Consider the following 22078-nt stretch of genomic DNA (forward strand, 5'->3'; position numbering starts at 1 on the left):
AAAGCCCAATGTCAGACCCTTCCAAGCAGCTGCCCAAACGGCAAATTCCACGCTGGGGCTGGATCGCGTTTTTGCTGTTTTCTTTCCTCTCCGCGGCCTCGGCTTTCAAGTTTGTGCCGCCGGGGCTGATCTACGGCGTCTTTGCCCATTGGGGCGAAGGTTTCGATGCCACATGGGCCGGTTTCGTGGTGGAGGGGATCTCTCGTGGGGCCGACCACGTGGCCTATCATATTGAAAACGTGGGCTCTATTTTGGCCGTTCACATGGTCTTTGGCGGTTTGGCCGTTCTTCTGGTGCCGGTGCAGGTCAGCCGCATGTGGCGGCGCGGGGACCGCCGCAAACATGTTTATCTGGGGTGGGCGTTGGTGCCCATCGTGACCATTGCGGCCCTGACGACACCGCCGATCAGCTTCAACATGACCCTGCCGTTTTGGTCGGAACTGGGGTTTGCCCTTGGCTCAGTCGCGTGGTTCGGGGCGCTCGTGATGGGGATGTGGGCGATCAAGACCAAGCGTTTGGTGCTACACCAACGCTGGATGGTGATGATGGCCGCGCTCAGCTTTGGGGCCGTGTCTTTCCGTATCCAACTGCCGATCCTGCGGATTTTCTGGGATATGGACGTGGTGTTTCCCTACCTCGGCTGGACGTGTTGGGTGCCCAACGTGCTGGTCGTCGCTTGGTGGTGGCATCGGCAGAACCGCGCCGCGCGGCCCGTGGTTCAGGCGGCAGAGTAGCGTTTCGCCCTCCGCCGCCTAAGGGCCTTTATCCGTCCGTTTTCTCTCTCGGCATCCGCCGCATGATGACCCCGCCGATCAACGCCAGCCCGCCCACGCAGATGGCCAAGGGCAGGGCCGTGCCGTTGTAAAGCTGGCCAATGATACCGCCCAGAACCGCGCCGCCAATCGTGCCAATCGCCGCCATGATCGAGGCCGCAAGCCCCGCCACATGGCCCAGTGGCTCTAACGCCAGCGCGTTCAGGTTGCCGATGGTGAAGCCCATCATCATGAAGACCGTCACGGACCACACGAAATAGAACCAGACCTCGACCTCCGGGGCGGCGCCAAGCATCAGGGAAGCGATGAAAATCACCGAGCAGATCACTTGAAACACGAGCGCCCGAGAGATGAGCGGACGCATCCCGATCCGCACCACGAAACGCCCGTTGATCGGCGCACAGGGTGCTGTCAGCAGGGCGATGGCGGCGAACAGCCAATGGAACCAATGGCCCATCCCATACGTCAGATCGAAGATCTGCTGGATCGAGGATATATTGGCAAAAAGCGCCCCGAAGATCAGGGTTTGCACCGCAATCGACATCTGCATTTGCCGCACCGCCATGACCTCTTTCGTGCCCTCCCACAACTTGCCAAGGTTCAGGGGGCGGCGGTCCTGTGCCATCAGGGTTTCGGGCTGGCGCAGGGTCAGCCAGCCGATCGAAATGATGGCGAATACCACGAAGGCAAGGAAGATGGCGCGCCAGTCGAAAAGGGTGATGATCCCGTTTCCGATCAAGGGCGCGATGGCCGGGAAGATGGTGAAGACCAGCATCACGAACGAGGTGATGCGCGCCATTTCTCGCCCGGAATAGAGGTCTCGGATCATCGCCATGGCCACAATCCGCGGCCCCGCAACGCCCAACCCCTGCAACACGCGGGCCGCTAGAACCAACTCCAACGTTGGGGCGACATAGGCCAGAAACGCGCCCAGCACGTAGATGCAGGAGCCGACGAAAATCACCGGCTTACGGCCAAAACGGTCAGACAGCGGGCCGGCAAAGATGGTGCCAAATCCCATGCCGACCAGAAAGCTGGTCAACACAAGCTGCGCCAATGTCGGCTCGTCTGGTGAAAGTTCTTCTGCAATTTCGGGGAGGGCGGGCAACATCGCGTCCATGGAGAAGGCGATTGTTGCGAAGACCATCCCCATCAAGGCAATGAATTCGCCGGTGGAAAGCCGAGCTATTGGCGCTTTGGTCAAGGTTTTCGTCTCCAGAATATCTTCAGGGCGCTCCAGATCGGGGCGTCTTGTTGGGGGATCAATTGGATAGGCGTGAAATGGGTCATCCCGCGGCGTCTGCCTGTTCGGCTTTCTCAAGCTGCGCGTTCAGGTCGTCGATAATCGCTTCCCATTGTTCGGGCGGCTGCGCACCGGGAACGGCGTGTTGGTTGGCGACGATGAACGTCGGCACGGCCTGAACGCCCCGCTCGCGGGCATGGGTGTCGCGGGCGGTGATATCATCGGCGTCGGCACCACTTTCAAAGAGCTTGGCAATCATATCGCGGTCCAGATCAACGCTTTGGGCAATATCCAGCAGCGTTTCCCGGTCGCCAATATCGCGACCTTCCACAAAATAGGCGCGGAATAGCGCCAGAACGGTGGGCGTCTGACGCCCCTCAATCCCGGCCCAATGGATCAACCGATGGGCGTCGCGGGTGTTTGGTGTGCGCTTGATCCCCTCCAGGTTCATCGTAAGACCCGCTTCCTTGGCCTTCTCGGCCACGGGCGCATAAGCCTTCACGGCGGCGTCCTTGCCACCGAATTTTCCTTCCAGATAGGCGCGGCGGTCCATCCCGCCGTCCGGCATATCGGGGTTAAGCTGGAACGGATGCCATTCGATCGTGAAGGGGTGGTTGGGGCGTGCCTCCATGGCGCGGGCAAGGTTGGACCAACCGATGTAGCACCAAGGGCAAATCGGGTCCGAGAGGATGTCTAGCTTAATCATATCAAGTCCTTAACGGCCGCTCTCAAGGCGGCTCGGTTCAGTTTGCCGTTGGCCCCACGGGGCAGGCTATCCATGCGCAAATAGGCACGGGGAGTTTTGTGGTGTGCAAGAAGAGGGCGTGCGTGCTCTTTCAACTGATCCTCGCTTGCAGGACCGCAATAGGCAAGGGCGAGAATGGTAGTCTCAGGGTTCGGATGCACCGTCAAAGCGGCGCAATCGGTCACGTCTTTGTGGGCCGTGAACACATGCTCGATTTCCAGCGGCGCAATCCGAAAGCCGCCCGCCGTCAGCACATCATCGGCGCGACCCAGATAGCGGAACGCGCCGTCCTCTGCCTCCTCGACCCGGTCGCTGGTCTGAAACCATCCATCGCGCAGAGGCAGATCAATTGATCTACCATTGATATACCCCAGCATCAGGCCGGGGTCGCTGCCGTGGATCGCAAGGCACCCGTCATTAACCATGGCGTTAACTTTAACGCGGCGACCCTTTTGGGGGTAACCGGTGCTGCCGTCTGGCGCAGGGCGCGTGGGAGAGCCTGACAGGAAGGTCGAGACCTCTGACATCCCCAAAGCCTCATGAATGTCGGTGCCGGTCGCGGCTTGCCAATGGGCGCGGAGCGACGGGGGCAGAGCCTCTCCAGCGGAGAGCGCGTGGCGGAGTTTCGGCATGGGTGGAAGGGGGCCGCGTAACAGCTTGCGGAAGATGCCGGGGCTACCCGCCAGAATGGTGGCATCATGGCGTTTGGCTAATAAAGAAAGGCTTTCGGGCGCAGTTCCGGGGGCGGGAACCAGCGCCGTGGCACCCATCGCCCAGGGGTCCAGCAACCCGGTGCCAAGGGTATAGGTCCAGTTAAACGCGCCCGTGTGCATTAACCGATCGTCGGGGCGCAGGCCGTACCAGCCCTCCCACATAATCCGCCGGGCCCAAACCGCCCGATGGGCGTGGGCCACGGCCTTGGGTTTACCCGATGAGCCCGAGGTAAACACGATATAGGCCAGATCATCGGCGGCGCTGTCATGGGGGGCAAGGGGCGGGCCATCCAGCACCTCAGGCGATAGCACGGGGCAGGGCGTATCGGGCAGGGCAATGCCCTCCTCTGCCAGAACGGCGTCGGGCGGAAGTGTCTGGGAAAGAACGGTAATTTCGCGCTGCGTAAAGGCAGCCGAGGTTGGGATTGGCACAATACCGGCGCGGATCGCCCCCAGATAGGCGATGGGAAACAGCGCCGAATTTCCAAGGCGCAGCATCAGCCGATCACCGGGCGTTAACCCTGCTGCAACCAAACCGCCCGCTGCCCGCGCCACGGCGTCCTCTAGCCGCGCGTAGGACCACCGCTCTGCCCGCGCGGGCCCAAGGATCGCCAGCGCAATCTTATCGGGCGTCTCCTGCGCTTTGGACAGCACGTAGGATGAAAGGTTAAAGCGGGACGGGCAGGGCATATTGTATGGGGTATGAGACACTCAGGACGGTTGCAAGGGACAGTCCCTGTGCGTTATCGCACGATGCATGAGTGATTTACCTGACAACCCCAGCCTGATCCGCATCGCCCGCGCCACCGGCGATGAGGCCGCGCCGCTGCCCGTAGACCTTGCCGCGCGGGTGCGCGAACTGCGCAAGGAACGCGCCTGGACGTTGGAGCAGGCCGCCGGAGAAGCCGGGCTGGCACGATCCACCCTGTCAAAGATCGAAAACGGTCAGATGTCGCCCACCTATGATGCGCTGAAGAAGCTGGCAGGTGGGCTTGGCATTTCGGTGCCGCAGCTGTTCACGCCCTCGGCCACGCCCCAAGGCGGCGGGCGCATGGTCACCACGAAGCGCGGCGAGGGGGCGGCCCACGCCACCACAACTTATGAGCACGAGCTGCTGGCCGATCAACTGGTGCAGAAATCCATGCTGCCCTACCGCGCCCGCATCCGCGCCCGTGCCTTCGACGAATTCGATGGTTGGGTGCGTCACGAGGGAGAAGAATTCCTCTATGTGCTAACCGGCACCGTGCGGCTATTTACCGAATTTTATCAACCGGTTGACATGTCTCGTGGGGACAGCGCCTATTACGATGCCGCGATGGGGCATAACGTCGTTTCAACCTCGGACGATGACGCGACGATCCTTTGGGTGACGTCACTGGCGTAAGCGTGCTGCCGCGTTATTCGAACATACCCCGCAGGTCGAGAGTGCTATCCTCGCCAATATGATCAATCGCATCGCGCAGGAAGTTCTGCGCCGCTTGCTGCCCCGCCATGCGCAATTGGTGCATCACCTGCGGCGTCGCAATGACCTTGGTCGCCACCGAGAGTTGGCGCATCAGCTCATCATCGGCAATCATGTGGATCAGCACGTCCTTGAAGGCATCCCCGCCAATCATGTCGCGGTGCAAAAGGCGCTGCACGAAATCAATCGCCCGCAATTCCCGGAACAAGGAGGTGTTGAAGCTGATCTCGTTGATCCGGTTCTGGATCGCGCGGGCCGTTGTCGGCACCTCATCGCGGTGCAGAGGGTTGATGTTGACGATGACGATATCGCGGGGCAGGTCGGGCGCGAACAGGGGGAAAAGGGCCGGGTTGCCGGTGTAGCCGCCGTCCCAGTAGGCCTCTTGCTTGCCAGTGGCGGGGTCCTCGATTTCCACGGCGCGGAACATTGTGGGCAGGCAGGCCGAGGCCATGATTGCCTCGGGGCTGATCTCATCTCCGGTGAAGACGCGGATCTTGCCGGACCGGACGTTGGTGGCGCAGATATGGAACGCGGGGCCTTCAGTGTTACAGATGTTATCGTACTGAAATTCAGAGACAATGTCCTGCAACGGGTTCTTGTAGAATGGCCCCGAGGCATAGGGGCTGACGGCACGGGAATAGGCATCCCCGGCCAGAAACGGCACCGAAGTTTCCAGCATCGCGCTAACCGCTTGGGGCGAGAACATGTTGAGCCAGGGGGCAAACGCCGGATCGGTGATGGCACCCACTTTTTCCCAGACCCAAGCCAGCGTTTCAATCGCTGCCGCGTTGGAGCCTTGCGACAGCCCCGATTTCACCGCAGCCCCGTTCAATGCCCCGGCAGAGGTGCCGGACATGGCCGCGATCTCGATCCCGGGTTCGTTCAGCAAGGTCTCTAGCACGCCCCAGGTAAACGCCCCGTGGGCACCGCCGCCTTGAAGGGCAAGGTTGATCCGTTTGGTCATGGGGACGTCCTTTAGTCGTGGGTCTTGTGTAGGGGGCTTTGGCCATGGTCCGGGGGCAGGGCGCAAGGGGAATGCGGCGTGAAAGGTAGGGTTTCACCGCATTGTTGAGGTTAACGGCCGCTATATGTCTGGTCGCACACTCAATGGGCGGGGGTGGGCTGATGGCCTGATCCCCTGTCAATTTTAGAAGGAATTTTCTTATGCGCGCAGTTATTGCGATTGTGGCCCTTGCCCTCGTTGGTGGGGCGGTTTGGTTTTTTGTCTTGGGCGGTGGTTCCAATTTGGTGGCCGAGGCCGCGGCAGAGCGTGAGGCGTCCTGTGCCGCTGAAACCCGTGATGTGGCCCGTCAGCATACGGTCTGGTTCAACCAAGTCAGCGCCGTGCGCAGCGATGAGCGGGACGCCCTGTCCACGGAAGATCGCACCACCTACGACGAGCACCGTGTCGCTGCATTCGACTGCCTGAACGCGCTGCCCGAGGGCTAAACACCCCTGCGCCGCCCTGATGTTTCTGGCGTCGGGGCGGTCGCGCCAGACAAAGCTCACACGGTGTCGTCGCCGTGGATTTTGTCCCATAATGCGATCATATCGCTGACTTTTACGCCTTCGATCGTCATGTCGGTGATATTGGCGTTGGTGATAGACACCCCTTCAAGATTTGCGGAATTGATTGTCGTCATCGACAGGTTCACATCCTCGAATGAAGCCGACGTCAGGTTCACGTTGTGAAACTTCAGACCCGTGGCGTTCACGTCGTCGATCACGGCCCCCATCAGATGAGTCTCGCGGAACTCTGCATCCTTCAGGCTCACCGAGGTGAAGGTTGACCCGCACAGATACATATTCTTGATTTGCAGCCTATCGCGGCCAGCTTCGGGTTGGTCTGCCATTCGGGCTCTCCTGATTGGGACGTCGTGGGTGGCGCGGGACGCAGTGTATTGCCCCCCGCGCCAATGATATCACAACGCGGTCCAGCCGCCATCAACGCTGATGGTTGTGCCCGTGATCTGGTCTGCCGCCGCGGAGCACAAGAACGCAACGGTGCCGCCCATCTGCTCGGTCGTGGCGAATTCCTTGGAGGGCTGACGCTTGAGCATCACGTTCTTGATCACGTCCTCGCGCGACATATCGTATTCGCGCATCGTGTCGGGGATCTGTGATTCCACCAAAGGCGTCAGCACGTAGCCGGGGCAAATGGCGTTGGCGGTGATCGGCTCTTGCGCGGTCTCTAGGGCCACGGTCTTGGTCATACCAACGATCCCGTGCTTGGCCGCGATATAGGCGGATTTGTAGGGAGAGGCCGTCAGCCCGTGGGCAGAGGCGATGTTCACCACACGGCCCCAACCGGCTTTGCGCATCATCGGAAGCGCAGCGGCGGTGGTGTGGAAGGCAGAGGACAAGTTGATCGCAATGATCGCGTCCCACTTGCCTGTTGGAAACTCATCAATCGGGGCGACGTGCTGGATGCCGGCGTTGTTAATCAGGATATCGCAGGTGCCGGCCTTCTCGATCAGGGCGCGGGCTTGGTCGCCCTTGGACATGTCGGCCTGAATGTAGCGGGCTGTCACCCCATGCTCTGCGGCGATTTCAGCGGCGAGCGTGTGGTCGGCCTCGTCATCGGTATAGGAATTGAGGACAACATCGGCCCCCGCACGGGCCAGTTCCTGGGCGATTCCCAATCCGATGCCAGAGTTCGATCCGGTGATGACGGCGGTCTTGCCGGACATGTCAGTGATGATGGCCATTGTCGTGCTCCTTACGGTCGTTTCCCGCAAGCTAATGCTGCACGTGCGAAATGAACAGGGGGCGTTATGGCCAACGGTGCAAGGCTTTTGCAAAAGCCTTGGAAAACTCTTGCAAGAGTTTTCGGCGGCGCCAGGCGGGCAAGGGGAGGGACAAAAAAAACCCTGGCACAAGGCCAGGGCTAAGTCATTGAGGCAGGTTTCATACAGGCAAGAAACCTATCGAGCAGTGAGTTCTTTATAAGCAATGACTTGGCCGGAGTCCAACTGAAAAGTTTGCGCCCACGCCCGCCGACCGGTAGCCTTTAACCATAACAAAAACGAGCTGCTGGAGGATTGTTCGCAAATGCCGACGAATTGTTTCACGAAATGCGCCTTATCTATTGGGCTGAGCATCGGACTTAGCACTGCAAGCCTTGCTGACCCACAACATGGTGTAGCCATGTATGGCGAACCTGCGCTGGCGCCGGACTTCACGCATTTGCCCTATGCCAACCCCGATGCGCCCACGGGCGGGCGGATTGTGACCGGGGAAGTGGGCGGTTTTGACAGCCTGAACCCGCATATCCGTCAAGGCTCCACCCCCTGGCAGCTGCGATTCTTGACGTACGAATCGCTTCTGGGGCGGTCCTGGGACGAACCGTTCACTCTGTACGGGCTCTTGGCCGAATCGGTGGACATTGCAGAGGACAACCTGTCGGTCGAATTTGTGATCCGGGAAGAGGCGCGGTTCTCTGATGGGTCTCCGGTTACGGTTGAAGACGTAATCTGGTCGTTTGAGACCTTGGGCACCGAAGGCCATCCCCGCTATCTGGGCGCATGGAGCCGGGTGGAGGGGATCGAGGCGACCGGCGAACGCTCGGTTCGCATTACCTTGACCGAGCCTGACCGAGAGTTGGCGATGATCATGGGCCTGCGCCCGATCCTGCAAGCCGCCCAGTGGGAGGAGCACCCCTTCCTCGAAAGCGGCCTTGATGTCATCCCGATCGCCACGGCGCCCTATGTCGTTACTGATTTTGAGGCGGGACGCTTCGTTTCCCTGACCCGGAACCCTGATTACTGGGGCGCGGACATTCCCTTCCGGCGCGGCACCAATGTGATTGATGAGATCCGCATGGAGTTCTTCGCCGATGGCACCGCCATGACCGAGGCGTTCACCAGCGGTCTTGTGACGACCCAGCGCGAAACCTCGGCGCAGGCATGGGCCACGGATTACGACTTCCCCCGGGTGCAATCGGGTGAGGTTCACCTCTCCGAGGTGGCGCATCAACGCCCTTCGGGCATGACAGGATTTGTGATGAACACACGGCGCCCGATCTTTTCGGACTGGCGCGTGCGCGAGGCGATGATCCAAGCGTTCAACTTTGAGTTCATTAACGAGACGGTCAATGGCGGGGTCGATCCCCGTATCACGTCGCCTTTCGCGAACTCTCCCTTGGCCATGCACGAGGGGCCGGCAGAGGGCAGGGTGCTGGAAATCTTGCAGCCTTTCACAGAAGAGCTGCTTCCCGGAGCCATCGAAGGCTACACGCTGCCCGTATCTGACGGCACGGAACGCAACCGCGCGGGCATTCGTAACGCTATCGCCCTGATGGAAGAGGCCGGATACACCGTAGAGGAAGGCGTGATGACGGGCCCCAATGGCCCGGTGACGTTTGAGATCCTGCTCCAGACCGGCAGCTCCGAGAACGACGCGATCACCAACATCTACACCGAAGCGCTGGATCGTCTGGGGATTGAGGTCACGGTAACCCGTGTAGACAGCGCCCAGTTCCGAGAACGGCGAGATGTCTATGATTACGACATGATCTACTACCGGTGGGGTCTGTCGCTCAGCCCCGGAAACGAGCAGCGCAACTACTGGGGCTGCGACGCGGGTTTGGTCGATGGCGGCCGCAATCTTCACGGTGGTTGTAACCCGGCGATCGAGGCGATGATCGACGAGATGTTGAGCGCGTCCTCGCAAGAGAACTATCGTGCGGCCGTACGGGCCTTGGACCGGATCTTGATATCGGACCGTTATGTAGTGCCGTTCCACCACAACCCGATCAGCCGCATCGCCTATAACGCGGAGCTGCACTTCCCGGATTACATTCCAATCTACGGTGATTGGATTGGTTGGCAGCCCGACGTTTGGTGGGTTGAGGCGGAATAGGGGCTGAATGGAACTGGGCGAGGGACGCCCTCAGACCGAGCTACCAAACTGGGGGGCCAGCCCCCCAGACCGAGCCTTGAAGTACTGGGGGGCCAGCCCCCCAGACCATGCTTAAAAATACTGGGGGGCCAGCCCCCCAGACCCCCGGCGATATTTTTGAAAAGATGAAGGAGGGCGGTCCGAGAATGGGGCGCCCTTTTACTGTGGGGCTAGGGTTTAGGCGCAGGAGGTTGCGTGGGATCTTGGCCATTGGGATAAACGAGGCCCGCGGAGATGATCAGTTTCGCCGCATCCTCTACCGACATATCGAGGACGATGGTGTCCTTGACCGGGACGAACAGCAAGAAGCCCGAAGTCGGGTTAGGTGTCGTTGGCAGGAAGACAGAGACCATATCTTCAGGCGCGCGTTTGGCGATTTCCCCCTTGGCCGTGGTCGAGATGAAGGCGATCGCCCAGATGCCTTTGCGCGGGTATTCCACGAGGCAAGCCTTGTCGAAATTCTGTTGGCCTTGCTGAAGGATCGTTTCGGCGATTTGCTTTAGGCCCGAGTAGATCGTACGCACCATCGGGATGGACAGCACGAGGCTTTCAGCCCAACGGATCATCGAGCGTCCGATGAGCCCCTTGGCGATCCAGCCCACGATCATGGTGAAGATCAGGAACGTCACAACGCCGATGCCACGGATGTTCACTTGGATGCCGGTCCACTCGTTGATCAGCATCGCCGGATTGTAGCGGTCCGGGATGAAGGGCAGCACCCAGCTGTCAATCCAGCCTGTCAGCGTCCAGATCAGCCATATCGTGATCCCAATGGGGGCAATCACGATTAATCCCGTCAGGAAGTTCGACCGCAGAGAGGCAAACAGCCCTCGCCGTGGGACATCTGGAGTAGGAGACAATTTCATCGTCGGAGCGGCTCTCGAATGGGAGGGGTTTGGGTCTATCTAAGCGCCGGGGGCGGGGCCTACAAGGATCAGGGTGTTTCGGCCATCATTTCGCGCGCGACCTCTGCGGCAAGGCGTGCGTTGTTGCGTACGAGGGCAATGTTAGAGGTCAGCGTCGCGCCGTCGGTCAGCTCAAACAGGCGTTGCAGCAGGAACGGGGTGACTTGTTTTCCGGAGATGCCTTTAGCGTCGGCCTCGGACTGCGCCTGAGCGATGATTGGCGCCAGCGTGGCCGCAGGGATTTCGTCGGCCAAGGGGATCGGGTTCGTCACCAGTTGCCCGCCCGGCAGGCCAAGTCGGGTGCGCATCAGATGGGATTGAGCGATTTGCGCCGCCGTATCTGCCCGCAGGGGCGCAGTCAGCCCGCTGTCCCGGCTCCAGAATGCGGGGAAGGCATCTTGGCCGTAGGCAAACACCGGCACCCCAAGGGTTTCCAGCACCTCAAGTGTCTTTGGCAGGTCGAGGATGGCCTTGGGCCCTGCGGCGATGACGGAAACGGGGGTATGGGCCAATTCGCGCAGGTCGGCGGATATATCAAAGGTGTCTTCCGCCCCCTTATGGACGCCGCCAATGCCCCCGGTGGCAAAGACTTTGATGTCAGCCATGGCGGCACAGATCATCGTGGCGGCAACGGTCGTGGCACCGACGCCGCCCATGGCCAGGCAAGCGGCCAAGTCAGCGCGGCTGAGCTTCGAGACGTCTTGGGCCTGGGCCAGCACCTCTAACTCCGTTTCTGTCAGGCCGATCTGAATACGCCCGTCCATAATCGCGATCGTTGCAGGAACCGCTCCGGCGTCGCGGACTTCCGCCTCGACCAGCCGCGCGGTGTCGAGGTTTTGCGGATAAGGCATGCCGTGGGTGATGATCGTGGATTCGAGCGCCACGATGGGGGTGCCGTTGGCACGGGCCTCGGCAACCTCAGGCGAGAAGGTGAGGGGGAGCGTCATGGGGTGTCTCCTGAGACGTAGGTGGCCGCTGCATTCACCGCAGCTTCCAATGAGGTCTCGCGGGATCTTCCCGCGACTTCGGCAGCAATATGGGCCGCCATGAACGTATCGCCCGCGCCGGTTATCCGCCGCGCTTCCACAGCGGGCGGTACGGCGGACAAGCTGTGATCAGCGCAAGCGTCCACGGCCATTTGCGCGCCCTCGGTAACAAGCACCCTGCGGGCGCCCGCGGCAATCAAGGCCTCGGCAGCGGCGGCGGCGTTGGCGGGGTGGCTTCCCGTCAACAGACCCGCTTCCTCTCGGTTTACATAGATCGTGGCACGGGGATGCGACAGCAATGGGCGCAGGCGCAATGCCTTGCCAGGCGAGGCAGGCGCAATCCGCAAATCCGCCTTCGCAAACAGCGGGCTAACCGCGATGTCTTGCAAAAGCGCCTCCGTCAGATTGCCATCCAAGGCAACAGGCCCATCCCAAGGCGCAGCCTCGGACCCCAAGGTGCCGTCGGCCAGAGGCGCCAGAATGCGGGCACCCGCGTGCTCCAGCGAATGGGCATGGGCAATCGCCGCAATCAACTGGCCTTGCGCTTCAATTGCCATATAGCGATCGGTCGTCAGGGTGGCATCCACTAACATTGGCCCCACATCGAGCCCCATCTCGGCCACCGCTGCGCGCAATTCGCGCCCCTCGGTGTCCTCTCCCACGACCGACAACAAAGCCGCCCGCAGCCCGAACCCCGAAAGCGTCATGGCAATGTTCAACGCCACGCCCCCCGGCACCCGGCTAATCCGCCCCGGCTTGTCATTGCCAAGCACCATGGTGTCGTCCGTGCGGCCAATGATGTCCCACAAAACCGCGCCGATGCACAAAATGTCTGGTCTCTGTTCCATCCTCTCCTCTTGCCCTGACATCCGCCGCCCCGCAAGACGCTCCCTCCTTCATCTTGGCAAATACAACTCAATCCCCACCTCTCCGCGCAGCTGACGCTCAATCATAGGTTGCAACCTCTCCCCAAACCCCCTAATGGACCCTCACTTCTCAGGCGAAGGCGGGCCCCGTGGCAAATTCCATGGATCAGTCCACCGGTTGAAACAGCAGTTTCTAATCCTTCGCCCTACGCGCAAACCGGAAAGGAATATGGCATGGCGCTTCCTGATTTCACCATGCGTCAGCTTCTTGAAGCTGGCGTTCACTTCGGCCACCAGACGCAACGCTGGAACCCCCGTATGGGCGAGTTCATCTACGGCGACCGTAATGGCATCCACATCCTCGACCTGACCCAAACCCACCCCATGCTGGAGCAAGCGCTTCAGGTTGTGCGTGAGACAGTCGCCAAAGGCGGCCGGATCCTCTTCGTGGGCACCAAGCGTCAGGCGCAAAAGCCTGTGGCCGACGCCGCAGAGCGTTGTGCGCAATACTACATGAACCACCGTTGGTTGGGTGGCACGCTCACCAACTGGAAAACCGTTTCCAACTCCATCGCTCGCTTGAAAGAGATCGACGAGAAGACAGCCGACGGCTCTCTCGAAGGTCTGACCAAGAAAGAGCGTCTGGGCATGGAGCGTGACCAGATCAAACTGCAAGCCTCCCTCGGTGGCATCCGCGAAATGGGCGGCCTTCCTGACCTGATCTTCGTGATCGACGTCAACAAAGAAGACCTCGCCATCGCCGAAGCCAAGAAACTGGGCATTCCAGTTGTGGCTGTGGTTGATACCAACTGCTCGCCCGATGGTGTTGATTACATCATCCCCGGCAACGACGACGCGGCCCGTGCAATTGCACTCTACTGCGATCTGATTTCCCGCGCGGCGCTGGACGGTATGACCACGCAGCTGGAAACAGCTGGTGTTGACCTTGGTGGCCTCGAAGAAGGCTCCGTTGAGGAAGCCATCGCCGAGCCAGCAGCTGAAGAAGCCCCTGCCGCCGAGGCATAAGCCCTTAGCGTTGCAGAACTGATACAAGGGCCCGGTATTGCCGGGCCCGACACCATTTTCATTCAGGAGATCCATGACATGGCAATCACTGCAAGCATGGTAAAAGAGCTGCGCGACACAACTGGCGCCGGCATGATGGACGCCAAGAAGGCGCTGACCGAAACCGCAGGCGACATGGAAGCGGCCGTTGACTGGCTGCGCACCAAGGGCCTTGCGAAAGCGGCCAAGAAATCCGGCCGTACGGCGGCTGAAGGCCTCGTGGCTGTTGCCGTTGAAGGCAACAAAGGCGTTGCGGTTGAAGTGAACTCTGAAACCGACTTCGTGGGCAAGAACGCCGACTTCCAACAGATGGTTGCGGGCATTGCCGACGTCGCCAAAGGCGTGAACAATGTGGACGAGCTGAAAGCGGCTGACATGGGCGGCAAGTCCGTCGAGCAGACCGTGACTGACGCGGTTGCCGTGATCGGTGAAAACATGTCCGTGCGCCGCATGGCTGCGCTGGAAGGCGACGTTGTCGTTTCCTACGTGCACAATGCCGCCGCAGAGGGCATGGGCAAAATCGGCGTTCTGGTTGCCACCAAAGGCGGCGACGAAGCCTTCGCCAAGCAGGTCGCCATGCACGTGGCCGCCGTGAACCCCGCCGCTCTGGACGAGGGTGCCGTGGACGCGGACATGCTGGAGAAGGAAAAGCAGGTTCAGATCGACATCGCCCGCGAATCCGGCAAGCCCGAGCAGGTCATCGAAAAGATGATCGTGGGTCGTATGAAGAAGTACCTCTCGGAAATCACGCTCGTGAACCAGGCCTTCGTTGTGAACCCTGACCTCACCGTTGGCGACGCCGCCAAAGAGGCCGGCGCCGAGATCACCGGTTTCGTTCGCCTCGAAGTGGGTGAAGGCATCGAGAAGAAGGTCGAGAACTTCGCAGAAGAAGTGGCCAAAACCGCCAAAGGTTAAGCGTCCCCGGGCAAATGCCCGGTCTACGCGTCATACGAAGGGGCAGGGGAGCAATTCTCTGCCCCTTTTTGTTGCGCTGATGCTTGCCGCGTCAGGGGCAGGCAAAAGGCACGAAGGTGCTGGCCATGCCTTCGTTCATTGTCATAACAGTCAGCAAATTCGCCAATTCAAATTCCACATCATTTGTGGGGCATACGGGAATATCCGCCAGGCAGCCCGAGGCCACGAACCGGTCGTTGTCGGCAATAAAGTTTGCGCTGATCTGCTCTGCCCCGACACTGTTAACCGCCCATTCCCACGCGCTTTGATAGAGCACACACTTCTGTTCGACCCATGTCAGCCCCTGTAGGTCCGCTGTTTGAGCATGAGCCGGAAGCAGGGGCACGCACAATGCCGCGACACATACGAAGGCCAGTGTAGGGCTGGTCATTGCAGCGCCCCGTTTGCGAGGGACTCAAACCCGTCTAGGAATGCTTCGCGCGCCCGAACACCGGGCGAGGTCTGGTGGCGGGTCTCATCTTGGGTCAGGTGGGCGAAAACCAATGTGCTGTCGCCATTGGTGGCCCACCCCACGTACCAGCCCCAGCCCTGGGCATAGTCAAACGCACCGGATTCCATTCGCGGATAAGCTGAACCCGTCTTGCCATAGATCCGCCAACCGCCGGGTGTGTCGGTATAATCCATAATCTCAATTGTTTGCGCGACGGCTTCGCCTGAGATCGGCAAGTCATTTTGGATCATTCGCGATAAGAACGCGACCTGTTCGCGTGGAGAGATCAGCAAAGAGGAGGTCATCCAAGCCCGTTCCAACGCATTGTTCTGGCCAAAGTCCCCGCTGAAATCCGCGTTTCCATAGCCCATGCCTTGGGCCAGCTCTGTCATCCGGTCCAGCCCTAGAAGCGGCGTGATTTGCCGGGAAAACCAAACGACGGAGTAGGTCATCCAGCGGTCCGGGTCGGTGGCCTGCCGCCAGTTTTCGCCGCCCCAATCGGGATAGGTGCTCTGGTAGGGCAGGGTTGGGGTGTGGGCATCCAGTAGAACACCATCGTGAAACGCCATTAGCGACAGGGCTACCTTGAAGGTAGAGGCGGGCGTGACCCGGCGGTCGCAATCGCCGACCTCGTAAATCGTGTCCTGCGCTGAAGGGGAAGCGATCAGGGTGCAGATCGTCTCGGCTTGGGCGGCGCTAACGGAGAGACACAGGCCTGCGAGGGCGCCAGCGATCAGGTGCTTGGGCATCGTGGGGCTCCGAATGGGGTGGACTTGAGGGTCTTCATAACCGTGGGCTCAGGACAAGAGAAGGGCACCTGAGATATAGGAAAGGCCACAAAAAAAACGGCACTGCCCGGGACAGGGGCAGCGCCGTCTTGGATTGTCCGACGCACGAGGGACAAGAACGAAGCGCCGGATCTTACACCTCAAGGGACAGCTGAGGCGCAATCAGAATATGCGGCGCGAGGGGAGGGAGAAGACCCCGCCGCCGTTTCCCCGAAGCGGTGTTTGGCCCTTAAAATACGAACCAACCGCTCCGAACCCAACCGCGTGCAAGCAGGCGCCGGGTGGGTCCGGAGGCGGGAAAATACGTACCTCCGAAACCCGGTGTTCCTGGCGTTAATTGCCATCACTCACGGAACAAGGACGTTATGCAGGATGGGACGTCATCGCGATAGATAGGGGAATCCCTACCTGTCGATTAGGACAGGTTAGCGGCGATCACCGACCGTTCCGGCCATGTGGGGCAGGCGGGGCGTGGTGTCTTCGCGGTCATCAAGGCGGAAGATCTGGTTCAGGATTGAGGCTTTGCGCACGGCCTGAGCCGTCGTCTCTACCCCCAACGCATCGCGCGCGCCGCGCAGGTGCTTTTCGATGGTCGCCACGTTGCGTTCCAGAAGCAGCGCGATGTCGGCCATGGTCTTGCCGTCAGCAACCAGTTCCAACACCTCGGACTGGCGCGGGGTCAGCAGTTTGCGCTGACCCGTGGCGGGCAATTGCAGAATGCACAGGTGCGCCACATGGCAGATCGTCTCGATATCCTCGCCATGCTCGGCCCAGATCGCGTCGGCGGCGTCCTGGTCCATGCCCTTCTTCACGGCCATGCCGATGCCCGCGTTGGCGTTCTTGATCGCCATTGGGAAGCTCACCGTGTAACCTGCTGTAATGCCGTGCTTTTCATTCATTGCACGCATGGCCAATTCGCCCTTGGAGGGTTCTTCATGGGCCATCGCCGTATAGACATCGCGCCAAGACGCGGCGCCTACGTTCTCGGTCGCCCACCGCATCATCACGCCGTCGCGGAACATGCCGCCGTCGACATAGGCCTCTACATAATCGGCGGGCATATTCGTTAGCAGCAGCGCGTCTTCGGGGTTGTCATACAGACCCGCGCCGCGAAAGGCGTTGAAGCCGTAGAACACGCGGTCAAAGCCGTAACCTGCCAGTACTTTCGTATGGTGGGCCCAGAGGTCTTCGACAGTGGTCATTTCCATATAGGGGCGGAGACGTTTCATAGACTGCTACTTTTTTGAAAGGTGTTGATGCAACGCACGCAGGGCGAGGGGGTAGCCGTCTGCGCCAAAGCCTTGGATGATGCCGACAACCACCGCAGCGATCATTGATGTGTGACGAAATTCTTCGCGGGCATGGGTGTTGGACAGGTGAAGCTCTATCACCGGCAAGCGCGTGGCGCTGATCGCGTCGCGCAGCGCGATGGAGGTGTGGGTGTAGGCGCCCGCGTTCAACACGACGCCATCGGTGTCGTGACGCGCCCCGTGAAGCGCATCCACAAGCCCGCCTTCGTGGTTAGATTGCTCGAACCGAACACTGGCCCCAAAGGTGCTGACGAGGGCCTGACACTCGGCCTCGATATCTGCCAGAGACGCGGCGCCATAGATGCCCGGCTCGCGCTCTCCCAGAAGGTTTAGGTTCGGCCCGTTAAGGACTAATAGCTTCATTCGTCTTATCCCTTTAGCGGCACTCTATAGGCAACCGGCGGCTTGCGTCGAGTCGTCGAATTGGCCAAGTTTTGGCACCCTTAGCGGCTATTTCCGGGGCTCTGGTATCTCAACCGGGCCGCCGTGTTCTTCCCACGTCGAAAATCCCTCGCGCAGGTGGGCCGCGTCAAAGCCCATGTCTTGCAGTGTCGCCACCGTCAGGGCCGATCTCCAGCCCGATGCGCAGTGAAAAACGTACTTCTTTCCTTCCTGCCCGAACACCGGCTTGAAGTAGGGGCTATCGGGGTCGACCCAGAACTCGATCATGCCGCGCGGCGCATGGACCGAGCCGGGGATGCACCCGCGCTGACGCTCTCGGATGTCGCGGATGTCCACGATCACCACATCGGGATCATCGACCTTGGCGATCAACTCGGCGGTCTCGATCTCCTCAATCCGGGCGCGAGCGGTGGCAACCATTTGTGAGGCAGAGGTTTTCAGGCCCATGGGGAAAGCTCCTAATCTGTCGCAGATAGCGTTAACGCACATTGACCGCGCTCGCGCCGCGCCGCAACCTGCGATGAAATTGGAGGGGCTGGTGCACTAATTTGCGTCAGCGGGAGGAAGATCACATGACGTATAAAGAGACGTTCGAAAGGGCCAGCACGGACCCGGAGGGCTTTTGGCTTGAGGCAGCAGGCGGGATTGATTGGGTAACTCCGCCGACACAGGCATTCACGCCCGGTTCTGGCGTATACGGGCGATGGTTTGAGGGCGCTGTTGGCAACACCTGCCACAACGCTGTGGATCGTCATGTGGCGGCCGGACGCGGCGACCAGCCTGCGATCATCTACGACAGCCCCGTGACCGATACCAAGCGCACGATCTCCTACACAGAGCTGCTGGACGAGGTCGCCACCCTGGGCGCGGTGCTGACAGGCATGGGCGTGGGGCAGGGGGACCGGGTCATCATCTATATGCCGATGGTGGCCGAGGCGGTGATTGCGATGTTGGCGTGTTCCCGAATTGGCGCGGTTCATTCCGTGGTGTTTGGCGGCTTCGCTCCGGCTGAGCTGGCCACGCGGATCGACGATGCGGATGCCACGGTTATCCTGACCGCCTCTTGCGGGATCGAGCCGGGACGGGTCATTGACTACATGAGCCTTGTGTCAGAAGCTATTGATATTGCGCAAAACAATGTGTCGTCTTGTTTGGTGCTTCAGCGTGAAATTCAGCCCGCTAACCTGACCGAGGGCCGTGATCTGGATTGGGCCGAGGAAATGGCCCGCGCCCGTGCCGAAGGCCGCAGCGCCCCTTGCGCCGAAGTGGCGGCGACGGACCCGGCCTATATCCTCTATACCTCCGGCACCACGGGCCAGCCCAAGGGCGTGGTGCGCGACACGGGTGGCCATATGGTGGCGCTCAACTGGACGATGAAAAACATCTATGGCGTGAAAGCAGGAGAGGTGTTTTGGGCCGCCTCAGACGTCGGGTGGGTCGTGGGGCATTCCTACATCTGCTACGCGCCTTTGCTGGCCGGCTGCACCACCGTGGTTTTCGAAGGCAAGCCCATCGGCACGCCGGACGCTGGCACTTTCTGGCGGGTGATCGAGGATCATGACGTGAGCGTAATGTTCACCGCGCCGACCGCGTTCCGCGCGATCCGGGGGCAAGATCCAGAGGGTGAATTTCTGGAGAAATACGACACCTCGAGCCTGCGCGCGTTGTTCCTTGCGGGCGAACGCTCGGACCCGGCGACATTGGCTTGGGCGGAAGCGCAACTTGGCGTGCCCGTGATCGACCATTGGTGGCAGACCGAGACCGGATGGGCGATTTCCGCAATCCCTATGGGGATCGAGGCTTTGGCCGTAAAACATGGCTCTCCAGGCGTGCCGATGCCGGGATATGACGTGCAAGTCTTGGATGACGCAGGGCATCCCGTGCCCAATGGGACGCTTGGAAATATCGTGGTGAAGCTGCCGCTGCCGCCGTCATGTTTGCCGACGCTTTGGAACGCGGAAGACCGCTTCCATTCGTCCTATCTTAATGAATTTCCCGGATATTATGCCACTTCTGACGCCGGAATTCTGGATGAGGACGGCTATCTGCACATCATGGCGCGAACCGACGATATCATCAATGTTGCGGGCCACAGGCTGTCCACAGGCGCGATGGAAGAGGTTCTTTCCAACCACGACGCCGTGGCCGAATGTGCAGTTGTGGGCAAGGCGGATGCGTTGAAGGGCCAAGTTCCTTTAGGCTTCTTCGTGCTGAAATCCGGTGTGGAACAAGACGCCGATGAAATCACCGCCGAGCTGGTCAAAAAGGTCCGCCATGACATCGGGGCTGTTGCCGCGTTCAAGTTGGCGGTGCCGGTGAAACGCTTGCCAAAGACGCGCTCTGGCAAGGTTCTGCGTGGCACCATGCAGAAGATCGCGGACGCTGAGGCCTACAAGATGCCGGCCGCCATTGATGACCCCGTGATCCTTGATGAGATCACGCAAGTTTTGACCGACAAAGGATTGATCGGATGATTGAACGGATTGAGCCGAGCGTTCGCAGCTCGAAAATCGTGAAGCACAATGGCGTGGCGTATCTGACGGGCCAAGTGGGCGAGGGTGCCGATATCACGGAACAGACACAGGAATGTCTGCGCCGTGTCGATGCGCTGTTGGCGCAAGCCGGGTCATCGCGTGAACATATGTTGCAGGTCACGATCTGGCTGGCGGACATGGCCGACTTCGCCGCCATGAATGAGGTCTGGAACGCTTGGGTGCCCGAGGGCCACGCACCGGCGCGGGCCTGTGGCGAAGCGCGGCTGGCGCGTGACGTGCTGAAGGTGGAAATGATCGTCACGGCAGCGGTGATTTGATCCGGGGGGGCTTTGTAAGTGTTTGGCATTGTTAGGTATCTGCATATTTAACATAATCATGATTACTGGCGAAATGTATTGAGGGATGTGGCGCTGCCCTGTTGCCGCCCTCTCGTATGTTCGGTGTTGGAAATCCCGGATCGCATCGGCCAAAACTGGCGCTCTCGTCGATCTGAGCGCCGATGGCCTGTGTAACGGCCCCTCAGCGACGGCTGAGCGCCGTTTCTCAGAAGCCAACACGCCCGTCGATATGATTGTCTCGCCAGAGCAATCACTTACGCCGCAACGCTCACGCTCGACTTTATCCTAGCGCATAGCCCGCGCCGCGCACCGTGCGGATCGGGTCACCGGCTTGGGCGACCTTCAACGCCTTGCGCAAGCGTCCGACGTGGACGTCCACGGTACGGCTATCGACGTAGATGTCACGGCCCCAGACGCGATCCAGAAGCTGTTCGCGCGCCCACACCCTGCCCGGCCGTTCCATGAATGCGGTCAGCAAGCGGAACTCTGTCGGGCCAAGGCTGACCACGTCGCCACCGCGATAGACGCGGTGCTCGGCCAGGTCGATGACGATGTCTTCATATTCCAACCGCTCCCCGACCGAGGATGGCCTAACCCTGCGTAACTGCGTGCGGACGCGGGCCAGAAGTTCGGCCACGGAATATGGCTTGGTAATGTAGTCGTCGGCGCCAGTTTCAAGGCCGCGCACCTTGTCGGTATCCTCGGACCGGGCCGAGAGCATGATGATCGGAATCTTTGATGTGGCCGCCCCCGACTTCAACTGGCGGCAGATCTCGATCCCGCTGACTTCGGGCAGCATCCAGTCCAACACGATGAGGTCTGGCAAGGTTTCTTGCACCACGATCAACGCATCATCGCCTGAGGCCGCCGTCACAACCGAGAACCCCTCGGCACGGAGGTTATAGGCGAGCACCTCTCGCTGAGCGGGCTCATCTTCCACCACAAGTACGATCGGTTCACCAGCCATTGCTTAGGCCCCGGCTAAGAAAGGCGTTTCGTCATCCTTCGGGCGATCTTCGCTCGGGATTTCGCCGGTCACAAGATAGATCACCTGCTCGGCCATCGAGGTGACATGGTCGCCCATCCGTTCGATGTTTTTTGCCATAAAATGCAGGTGCATACAGGTGGTGATGTGGCGTGGGTCTTCCATCATGTGGGTCAGGTATTCGCGGAACAGCGCGGAATACATCTGGTCCACTTCAAGGTCGCGCTGGCGCACGTCTTCGGCAAGATCCGCGTTGCGCTGAATATAGGCGTCGAGCACGTCTTTCAGCATCATTTCAACTTGGTGCGCCATCCGCTTGAGCGCCGCTGTGTCACCGGGAACCGAGGGCAACTCGATCACTGCTTCACTGCGTTTGGCGATGTTTTTGGCGTAATCGGCGATCCGTTCAAGGTTGCCGGATACGCGGAAGACCGACAGCAAGGTTCGCAGGTCCGATGCGGCGGGTTGGCGCAATGCGATGATGCGTGCGGCTTCTTCGTTGAGGTTGGTTTCCGCCTCATCAATGGCGCGGTCGGCCTTGCGAACGGCCTGGGCCAGTTCAAGGTCGCGGGTGGTCAATGCGGTAGAGGCATTGGCAATCGCCTCTTCCACCATGCCGCCCATACGCATGATCTGGGTCTGAATACCTTCGAGGTCGCGGTCAAAGCTGCTGACGATGTGTTCTTGGTTTGGCATGG

Annotated in this window: 24 protein-coding genes; 8 read left to right on the forward strand and 16 right to left on the reverse strand. The window is 60.4% G+C overall.

The window, feature by feature from the left end:
* Positions 1-8: 8 nt before the first annotated feature.
* Entirely contained in the window at positions 9-734 is a 726-nt protein-coding gene (locus K3728_09505) for a DUF2306 domain-containing protein (protein ID UWQ93985.1), read from the forward strand.
* A gap of 28 nt (positions 735-762) precedes the next feature.
* On the opposite strand, the gene K3728_09510 is transcribed toward K3728_09505, so the two are convergent.
* From K3728_09510 to K3728_09520, 3 genes are all read right to left on the reverse strand, one after another.
* Positions 763-1926 (reverse strand): multidrug effflux MFS transporter, encoded by a 1164-nt coding sequence (locus K3728_09510; GenBank protein ID UWQ97506.1) that lies wholly within the window; start codon positions 1924-1926, stop codon positions 763-765.
* A gap of 133 nt (positions 1927-2059) precedes the next feature.
* Positions 2060-2722: a DsbA family oxidoreductase gene (locus K3728_09515; protein UWQ93986.1), complete on the reverse strand. Its 663-nt coding sequence runs from the start codon at positions 2720-2722 to the stop codon at positions 2060-2062.
* On the reverse strand, positions 2719-4164 hold the full coding sequence (locus K3728_09520; GenBank protein UWQ93987.1) for an acyl--CoA ligase: 1446 nt from the start codon (positions 4162-4164) through the stop codon (positions 2719-2721). The genes K3728_09515 and K3728_09520 overlap by 4 nt, the downstream gene beginning before the upstream one ends.
* A 67-nt stretch (positions 4165-4231) precedes the next feature.
* Between K3728_09520 and K3728_09525 the strand changes: the two genes are divergently transcribed.
* A complete protein-coding gene (locus K3728_09525; GenBank protein ID UWQ93988.1) occupies positions 4232-4858 on the forward strand; it encodes an XRE family transcriptional regulator in 627 nt (208 codons plus the stop codon).
* A 13-nt stretch (positions 4859-4871) separates the two neighbouring features.
* Here K3728_09525 and K3728_09530 read toward each other — a convergent pair whose 3' ends face one another.
* On the reverse strand, positions 4872-5900 hold the full coding sequence (locus K3728_09530; GenBank protein UWQ93989.1) for a patatin-like phospholipase family protein: 1029 nt from the start codon (positions 5898-5900) through the stop codon (positions 4872-4874).
* 200 nt (positions 5901-6100) lie between these two features.
* On the opposite strand from K3728_09530, the gene K3728_09535 reads away from it, so the two are divergent.
* Entirely contained in the window at positions 6101-6385 is a 285-nt protein-coding gene (locus K3728_09535) for a hypothetical protein (GenBank protein UWQ93990.1), read from the forward strand.
* A gap of 56 nt (positions 6386-6441) precedes the next feature.
* On the opposite strand, the gene K3728_09540 is transcribed toward K3728_09535, so the two are convergent.
* Together K3728_09540 and K3728_09545 are read right to left on the reverse strand one after the other, a co-directional pair.
* Positions 6442-6789 (reverse strand): pentapeptide repeat-containing protein, encoded by a 348-nt coding sequence (locus K3728_09540; protein ID UWQ93991.1) that lies wholly within the window; start codon positions 6787-6789, stop codon positions 6442-6444.
* A gap of 69 nt (positions 6790-6858) precedes the next feature.
* Positions 6859-7644 carry a 3-hydroxybutyrate dehydrogenase gene (locus K3728_09545; GenBank protein ID UWQ93992.1) on the reverse strand — a complete coding sequence of 262 codons (786 nt, stop codon included), beginning with the start codon at positions 7642-7644 and terminating at the stop codon, positions 6859-6861.
* A gap of 343 nt (positions 7645-7987) precedes the next feature.
* Between K3728_09545 and K3728_09550 the strand changes: the two genes are divergently transcribed.
* Positions 7988-9796, forward strand: coding sequence for an extracellular solute-binding protein (locus tag K3728_09550; GenBank protein UWQ93993.1), 1809 nt, complete (start codon positions 7988-7990; stop codon positions 9794-9796).
* Between the two features lie 209 nt (positions 9797-10005).
* On the opposite strand, the gene K3728_09555 is transcribed toward K3728_09550, so the two are convergent.
* From K3728_09555 to K3728_09565, 3 genes are all read right to left on the reverse strand, one after another.
* Entirely contained in the window at positions 10006-10701 is a 696-nt protein-coding gene (locus tag K3728_09555; GenBank protein UWQ93994.1) for a DUF502 domain-containing protein, read from the reverse strand.
* 68 nt (positions 10702-10769) lie between these two features.
* Positions 10770-11687: a pseudouridine-5'-phosphate glycosidase gene (locus tag K3728_09560; protein ID UWQ93995.1), complete on the reverse strand. Its 918-nt coding sequence runs from the start codon at positions 11685-11687 to the stop codon at positions 10770-10772.
* Positions 11684-12574 carry a bifunctional hydroxymethylpyrimidine kinase/phosphomethylpyrimidine kinase gene (locus K3728_09565; protein UWQ93996.1) on the reverse strand — a complete coding sequence of 297 codons (891 nt, stop codon included), beginning with the start codon at positions 12572-12574 and terminating at the stop codon, positions 11684-11686. The genes K3728_09560 and K3728_09565 overlap by 4 nt, the downstream gene beginning before the upstream one ends.
* Positions 12575-12826: 252 nt before the next feature.
* On the opposite strand from K3728_09565, the gene rpsB reads away from it, so the two are divergent.
* The gene (rpsB, locus tag K3728_09570; GenBank protein UWQ93997.1) at positions 12827-13618 is read left to right on the forward strand and encodes a 30S ribosomal protein S2; all 792 of its coding nucleotides are present in this window, start codon (positions 12827-12829) and stop codon (positions 13616-13618) included.
* A 78-nt stretch (positions 13619-13696) separates the two neighbouring features.
* Entirely contained in the window at positions 13697-14572 is an 876-nt protein-coding gene (tsf, locus tag K3728_09575; GenBank protein ID UWQ93998.1) for a translation elongation factor Ts, read from the forward strand.
* A 91-nt stretch (positions 14573-14663) separates the two neighbouring features.
* Here the strand turns inward: tsf and K3728_09580 are convergent, their stop codons facing one another.
* The 5 genes from K3728_09580 to K3728_09600 form a co-directional block, all read right to left on the reverse strand.
* Entirely contained in the window at positions 14664-15002 is a 339-nt protein-coding gene (locus K3728_09580) for a hypothetical protein (GenBank protein ID UWQ93999.1), read from the reverse strand.
* Positions 14999-15811 (reverse strand): class D beta-lactamase, encoded by an 813-nt coding sequence (gene blaOXA, locus K3728_09585; protein UWQ94000.1) that lies wholly within the window; start codon positions 15809-15811, stop codon positions 14999-15001. The genes K3728_09580 and blaOXA overlap by 4 nt, the downstream gene beginning before the upstream one ends.
* Positions 15812-16275: 464 nt before the next feature.
* A complete protein-coding gene (locus tag K3728_09590; GenBank protein ID UWQ94001.1) occupies positions 16276-17079 on the reverse strand; it encodes a LuxR family transcriptional regulator in 804 nt (267 codons plus the stop codon).
* A gap of 6 nt (positions 17080-17085) precedes the next feature.
* Positions 17086-17523, reverse strand: coding sequence for a type II 3-dehydroquinate dehydratase (gene aroQ, locus K3728_09595; GenBank protein UWQ94002.1), 438 nt, complete (start codon positions 17521-17523; stop codon positions 17086-17088).
* Between the two features lie 87 nt (positions 17524-17610).
* Positions 17611-18009, reverse strand: coding sequence for a rhodanese-like domain-containing protein (locus K3728_09600; GenBank protein UWQ94003.1), 399 nt, complete (start codon positions 18007-18009; stop codon positions 17611-17613).
* Between the two features lie 125 nt (positions 18010-18134).
* Between K3728_09600 and K3728_09605 the strand changes: the two genes are divergently transcribed.
* Entirely contained in the window at positions 18135-20036 is a 1902-nt protein-coding gene (locus K3728_09605) for a propionyl-CoA synthetase (GenBank protein UWQ94004.1), read from the forward strand.
* Complete coding sequence (locus K3728_09610) at positions 20033-20374, forward strand: RidA family protein (protein UWQ94005.1); 342 nt, start codon at positions 20033-20035, stop codon at positions 20372-20374. The genes K3728_09605 and K3728_09610 overlap by 4 nt, the downstream gene beginning before the upstream one ends.
* Positions 20375-20675: 301 nt before the next feature.
* Here K3728_09610 and phoB read toward each other — a convergent pair whose 3' ends face one another.
* Both phoB and phoU read right to left on the reverse strand, forming a co-directional pair.
* Complete coding sequence (gene phoB / locus K3728_09615) at positions 20676-21362, reverse strand: phosphate regulon transcriptional regulator PhoB (protein ID UWQ94006.1); 687 nt, start codon at positions 21360-21362, stop codon at positions 20676-20678.
* Positions 21363-21365: 3 nt separating this feature from the next.
* Entirely contained in the window at positions 21366-22076 is a 711-nt protein-coding gene (gene phoU, locus K3728_09620) for a phosphate signaling complex protein PhoU (protein UWQ94007.1), read from the reverse strand.
* Positions 22077-22078 lie beyond the last annotated feature (2 nt).

The organism is Rhodobacteraceae bacterium M385 (assembly GCA_025141835.1).
Taxonomy (GTDB): Bacteria; Pseudomonadota; Alphaproteobacteria; order Rhodobacterales; family Rhodobacteraceae; genus Gymnodinialimonas.

Excerpts from the sequence above, each read along its gene's own strand:
- blaOXA (UWQ94000.1), bottom strand. The coding sequence starts at position 15,811 with ATGCCCAAGCACCTGATCGCTGGCGCCCTCGCAGGCCTGTGTCTCTCC.
- K3728_09610 (UWQ94005.1), top strand. The coding sequence starts at position 20,033 with ATGATTGAACGGATTGAGCCGAGCGTTCGCAGCTCGAAAATCGTGAAG.
- aroQ (UWQ94002.1), bottom strand. The coding sequence starts at position 17,523 with ATGAAGCTATTAGTCCTTAACGGGCCGAACCTAAACCTTCTGGGAGAG.
- K3728_09505 (UWQ93985.1), top strand. The coding sequence starts at position 9 with ATGTCAGACCCTTCCAAGCAGCTGCCCAAACGGCAAATTCCACGCTGG.
- tsf (UWQ93998.1), top strand. The coding sequence starts at position 13,697 with ATGGCAATCACTGCAAGCATGGTAAAAGAGCTGCGCGACACAACTGGC.
- K3728_09550 (UWQ93993.1), top strand. The coding sequence starts at position 7,988 with ATGCCGACGAATTGTTTCACGAAATGCGCCTTATCTATTGGGCTGAGC.
- K3728_09580 (UWQ93999.1), bottom strand. The coding sequence starts at position 15,002 with ATGACCAGCCCTACACTGGCCTTCGTATGTGTCGCGGCATTGTGCGTG.
- phoB (UWQ94006.1), bottom strand. The coding sequence starts at position 21,362 with ATGGCTGGTGAACCGATCGTACTTGTGGTGGAAGATGAGCCCGCTCAG.
- K3728_09540 (UWQ93991.1), bottom strand. The coding sequence starts at position 6,789 with ATGGCAGACCAACCCGAAGCTGGCCGCGATAGGCTGCAAATCAAGAAT.
- phoU (UWQ94007.1), bottom strand. The coding sequence starts at position 22,076 with ATGCCAAACCAAGAACACATCGTCAGCAGCTTTGACCGCGACCTCGAA.
- K3728_09530 (UWQ93989.1), bottom strand. The coding sequence starts at position 5,900 with ATGACCAAACGGATCAACCTTGCCCTTCAAGGCGGCGGTGCCCACGGG.
- K3728_09560 (UWQ93995.1), bottom strand. The coding sequence starts at position 11,687 with ATGACGCTCCCCCTCACCTTCTCGCCTGAGGTTGCCGAGGCCCGTGCC.
- K3728_09555 (UWQ93994.1), bottom strand. The coding sequence starts at position 10,701 with ATGAAATTGTCTCCTACTCCAGATGTCCCACGGCGAGGGCTGTTTGCC.
- K3728_09520 (UWQ93987.1), bottom strand. The coding sequence starts at position 4,164 with ATGCCCTGCCCGTCCCGCTTTAACCTTTCATCCTACGTGCTGTCCAAA.
- rpsB (UWQ93997.1), top strand. The coding sequence starts at position 12,827 with ATGGCGCTTCCTGATTTCACCATGCGTCAGCTTCTTGAAGCTGGCGTT.
- K3728_09600 (UWQ94003.1), bottom strand. The coding sequence starts at position 18,009 with ATGGGCCTGAAAACCTCTGCCTCACAAATGGTTGCCACCGCTCGCGCC.
- K3728_09565 (UWQ93996.1), bottom strand. The coding sequence starts at position 12,574 with ATGGAACAGAGACCAGACATTTTGTGCATCGGCGCGGTTTTGTGGGAC.
- K3728_09525 (UWQ93988.1), top strand. The coding sequence starts at position 4,232 with ATGAGTGATTTACCTGACAACCCCAGCCTGATCCGCATCGCCCGCGCC.
- K3728_09515 (UWQ93986.1), bottom strand. The coding sequence starts at position 2,722 with ATGATTAAGCTAGACATCCTCTCGGACCCGATTTGCCCTTGGTGCTAC.
- K3728_09605 (UWQ94004.1), top strand. The coding sequence starts at position 18,135 with ATGACGTATAAAGAGACGTTCGAAAGGGCCAGCACGGACCCGGAGGGC.
- K3728_09545 (UWQ93992.1), bottom strand. The coding sequence starts at position 7,644 with ATGGCCATCATCACTGACATGTCCGGCAAGACCGCCGTCATCACCGGA.
- K3728_09590 (UWQ94001.1), bottom strand. The coding sequence starts at position 17,079 with ATGAAACGTCTCCGCCCCTATATGGAAATGACCACTGTCGAAGACCTC.
- K3728_09510 (UWQ97506.1), bottom strand. The coding sequence starts at position 1,926 with ATGGGGATGGTCTTCGCAACAATCGCCTTCTCCATGGACGCGATGTTG.
- K3728_09535 (UWQ93990.1), top strand. The coding sequence starts at position 6,101 with ATGCGCGCAGTTATTGCGATTGTGGCCCTTGCCCTCGTTGGTGGGGCG.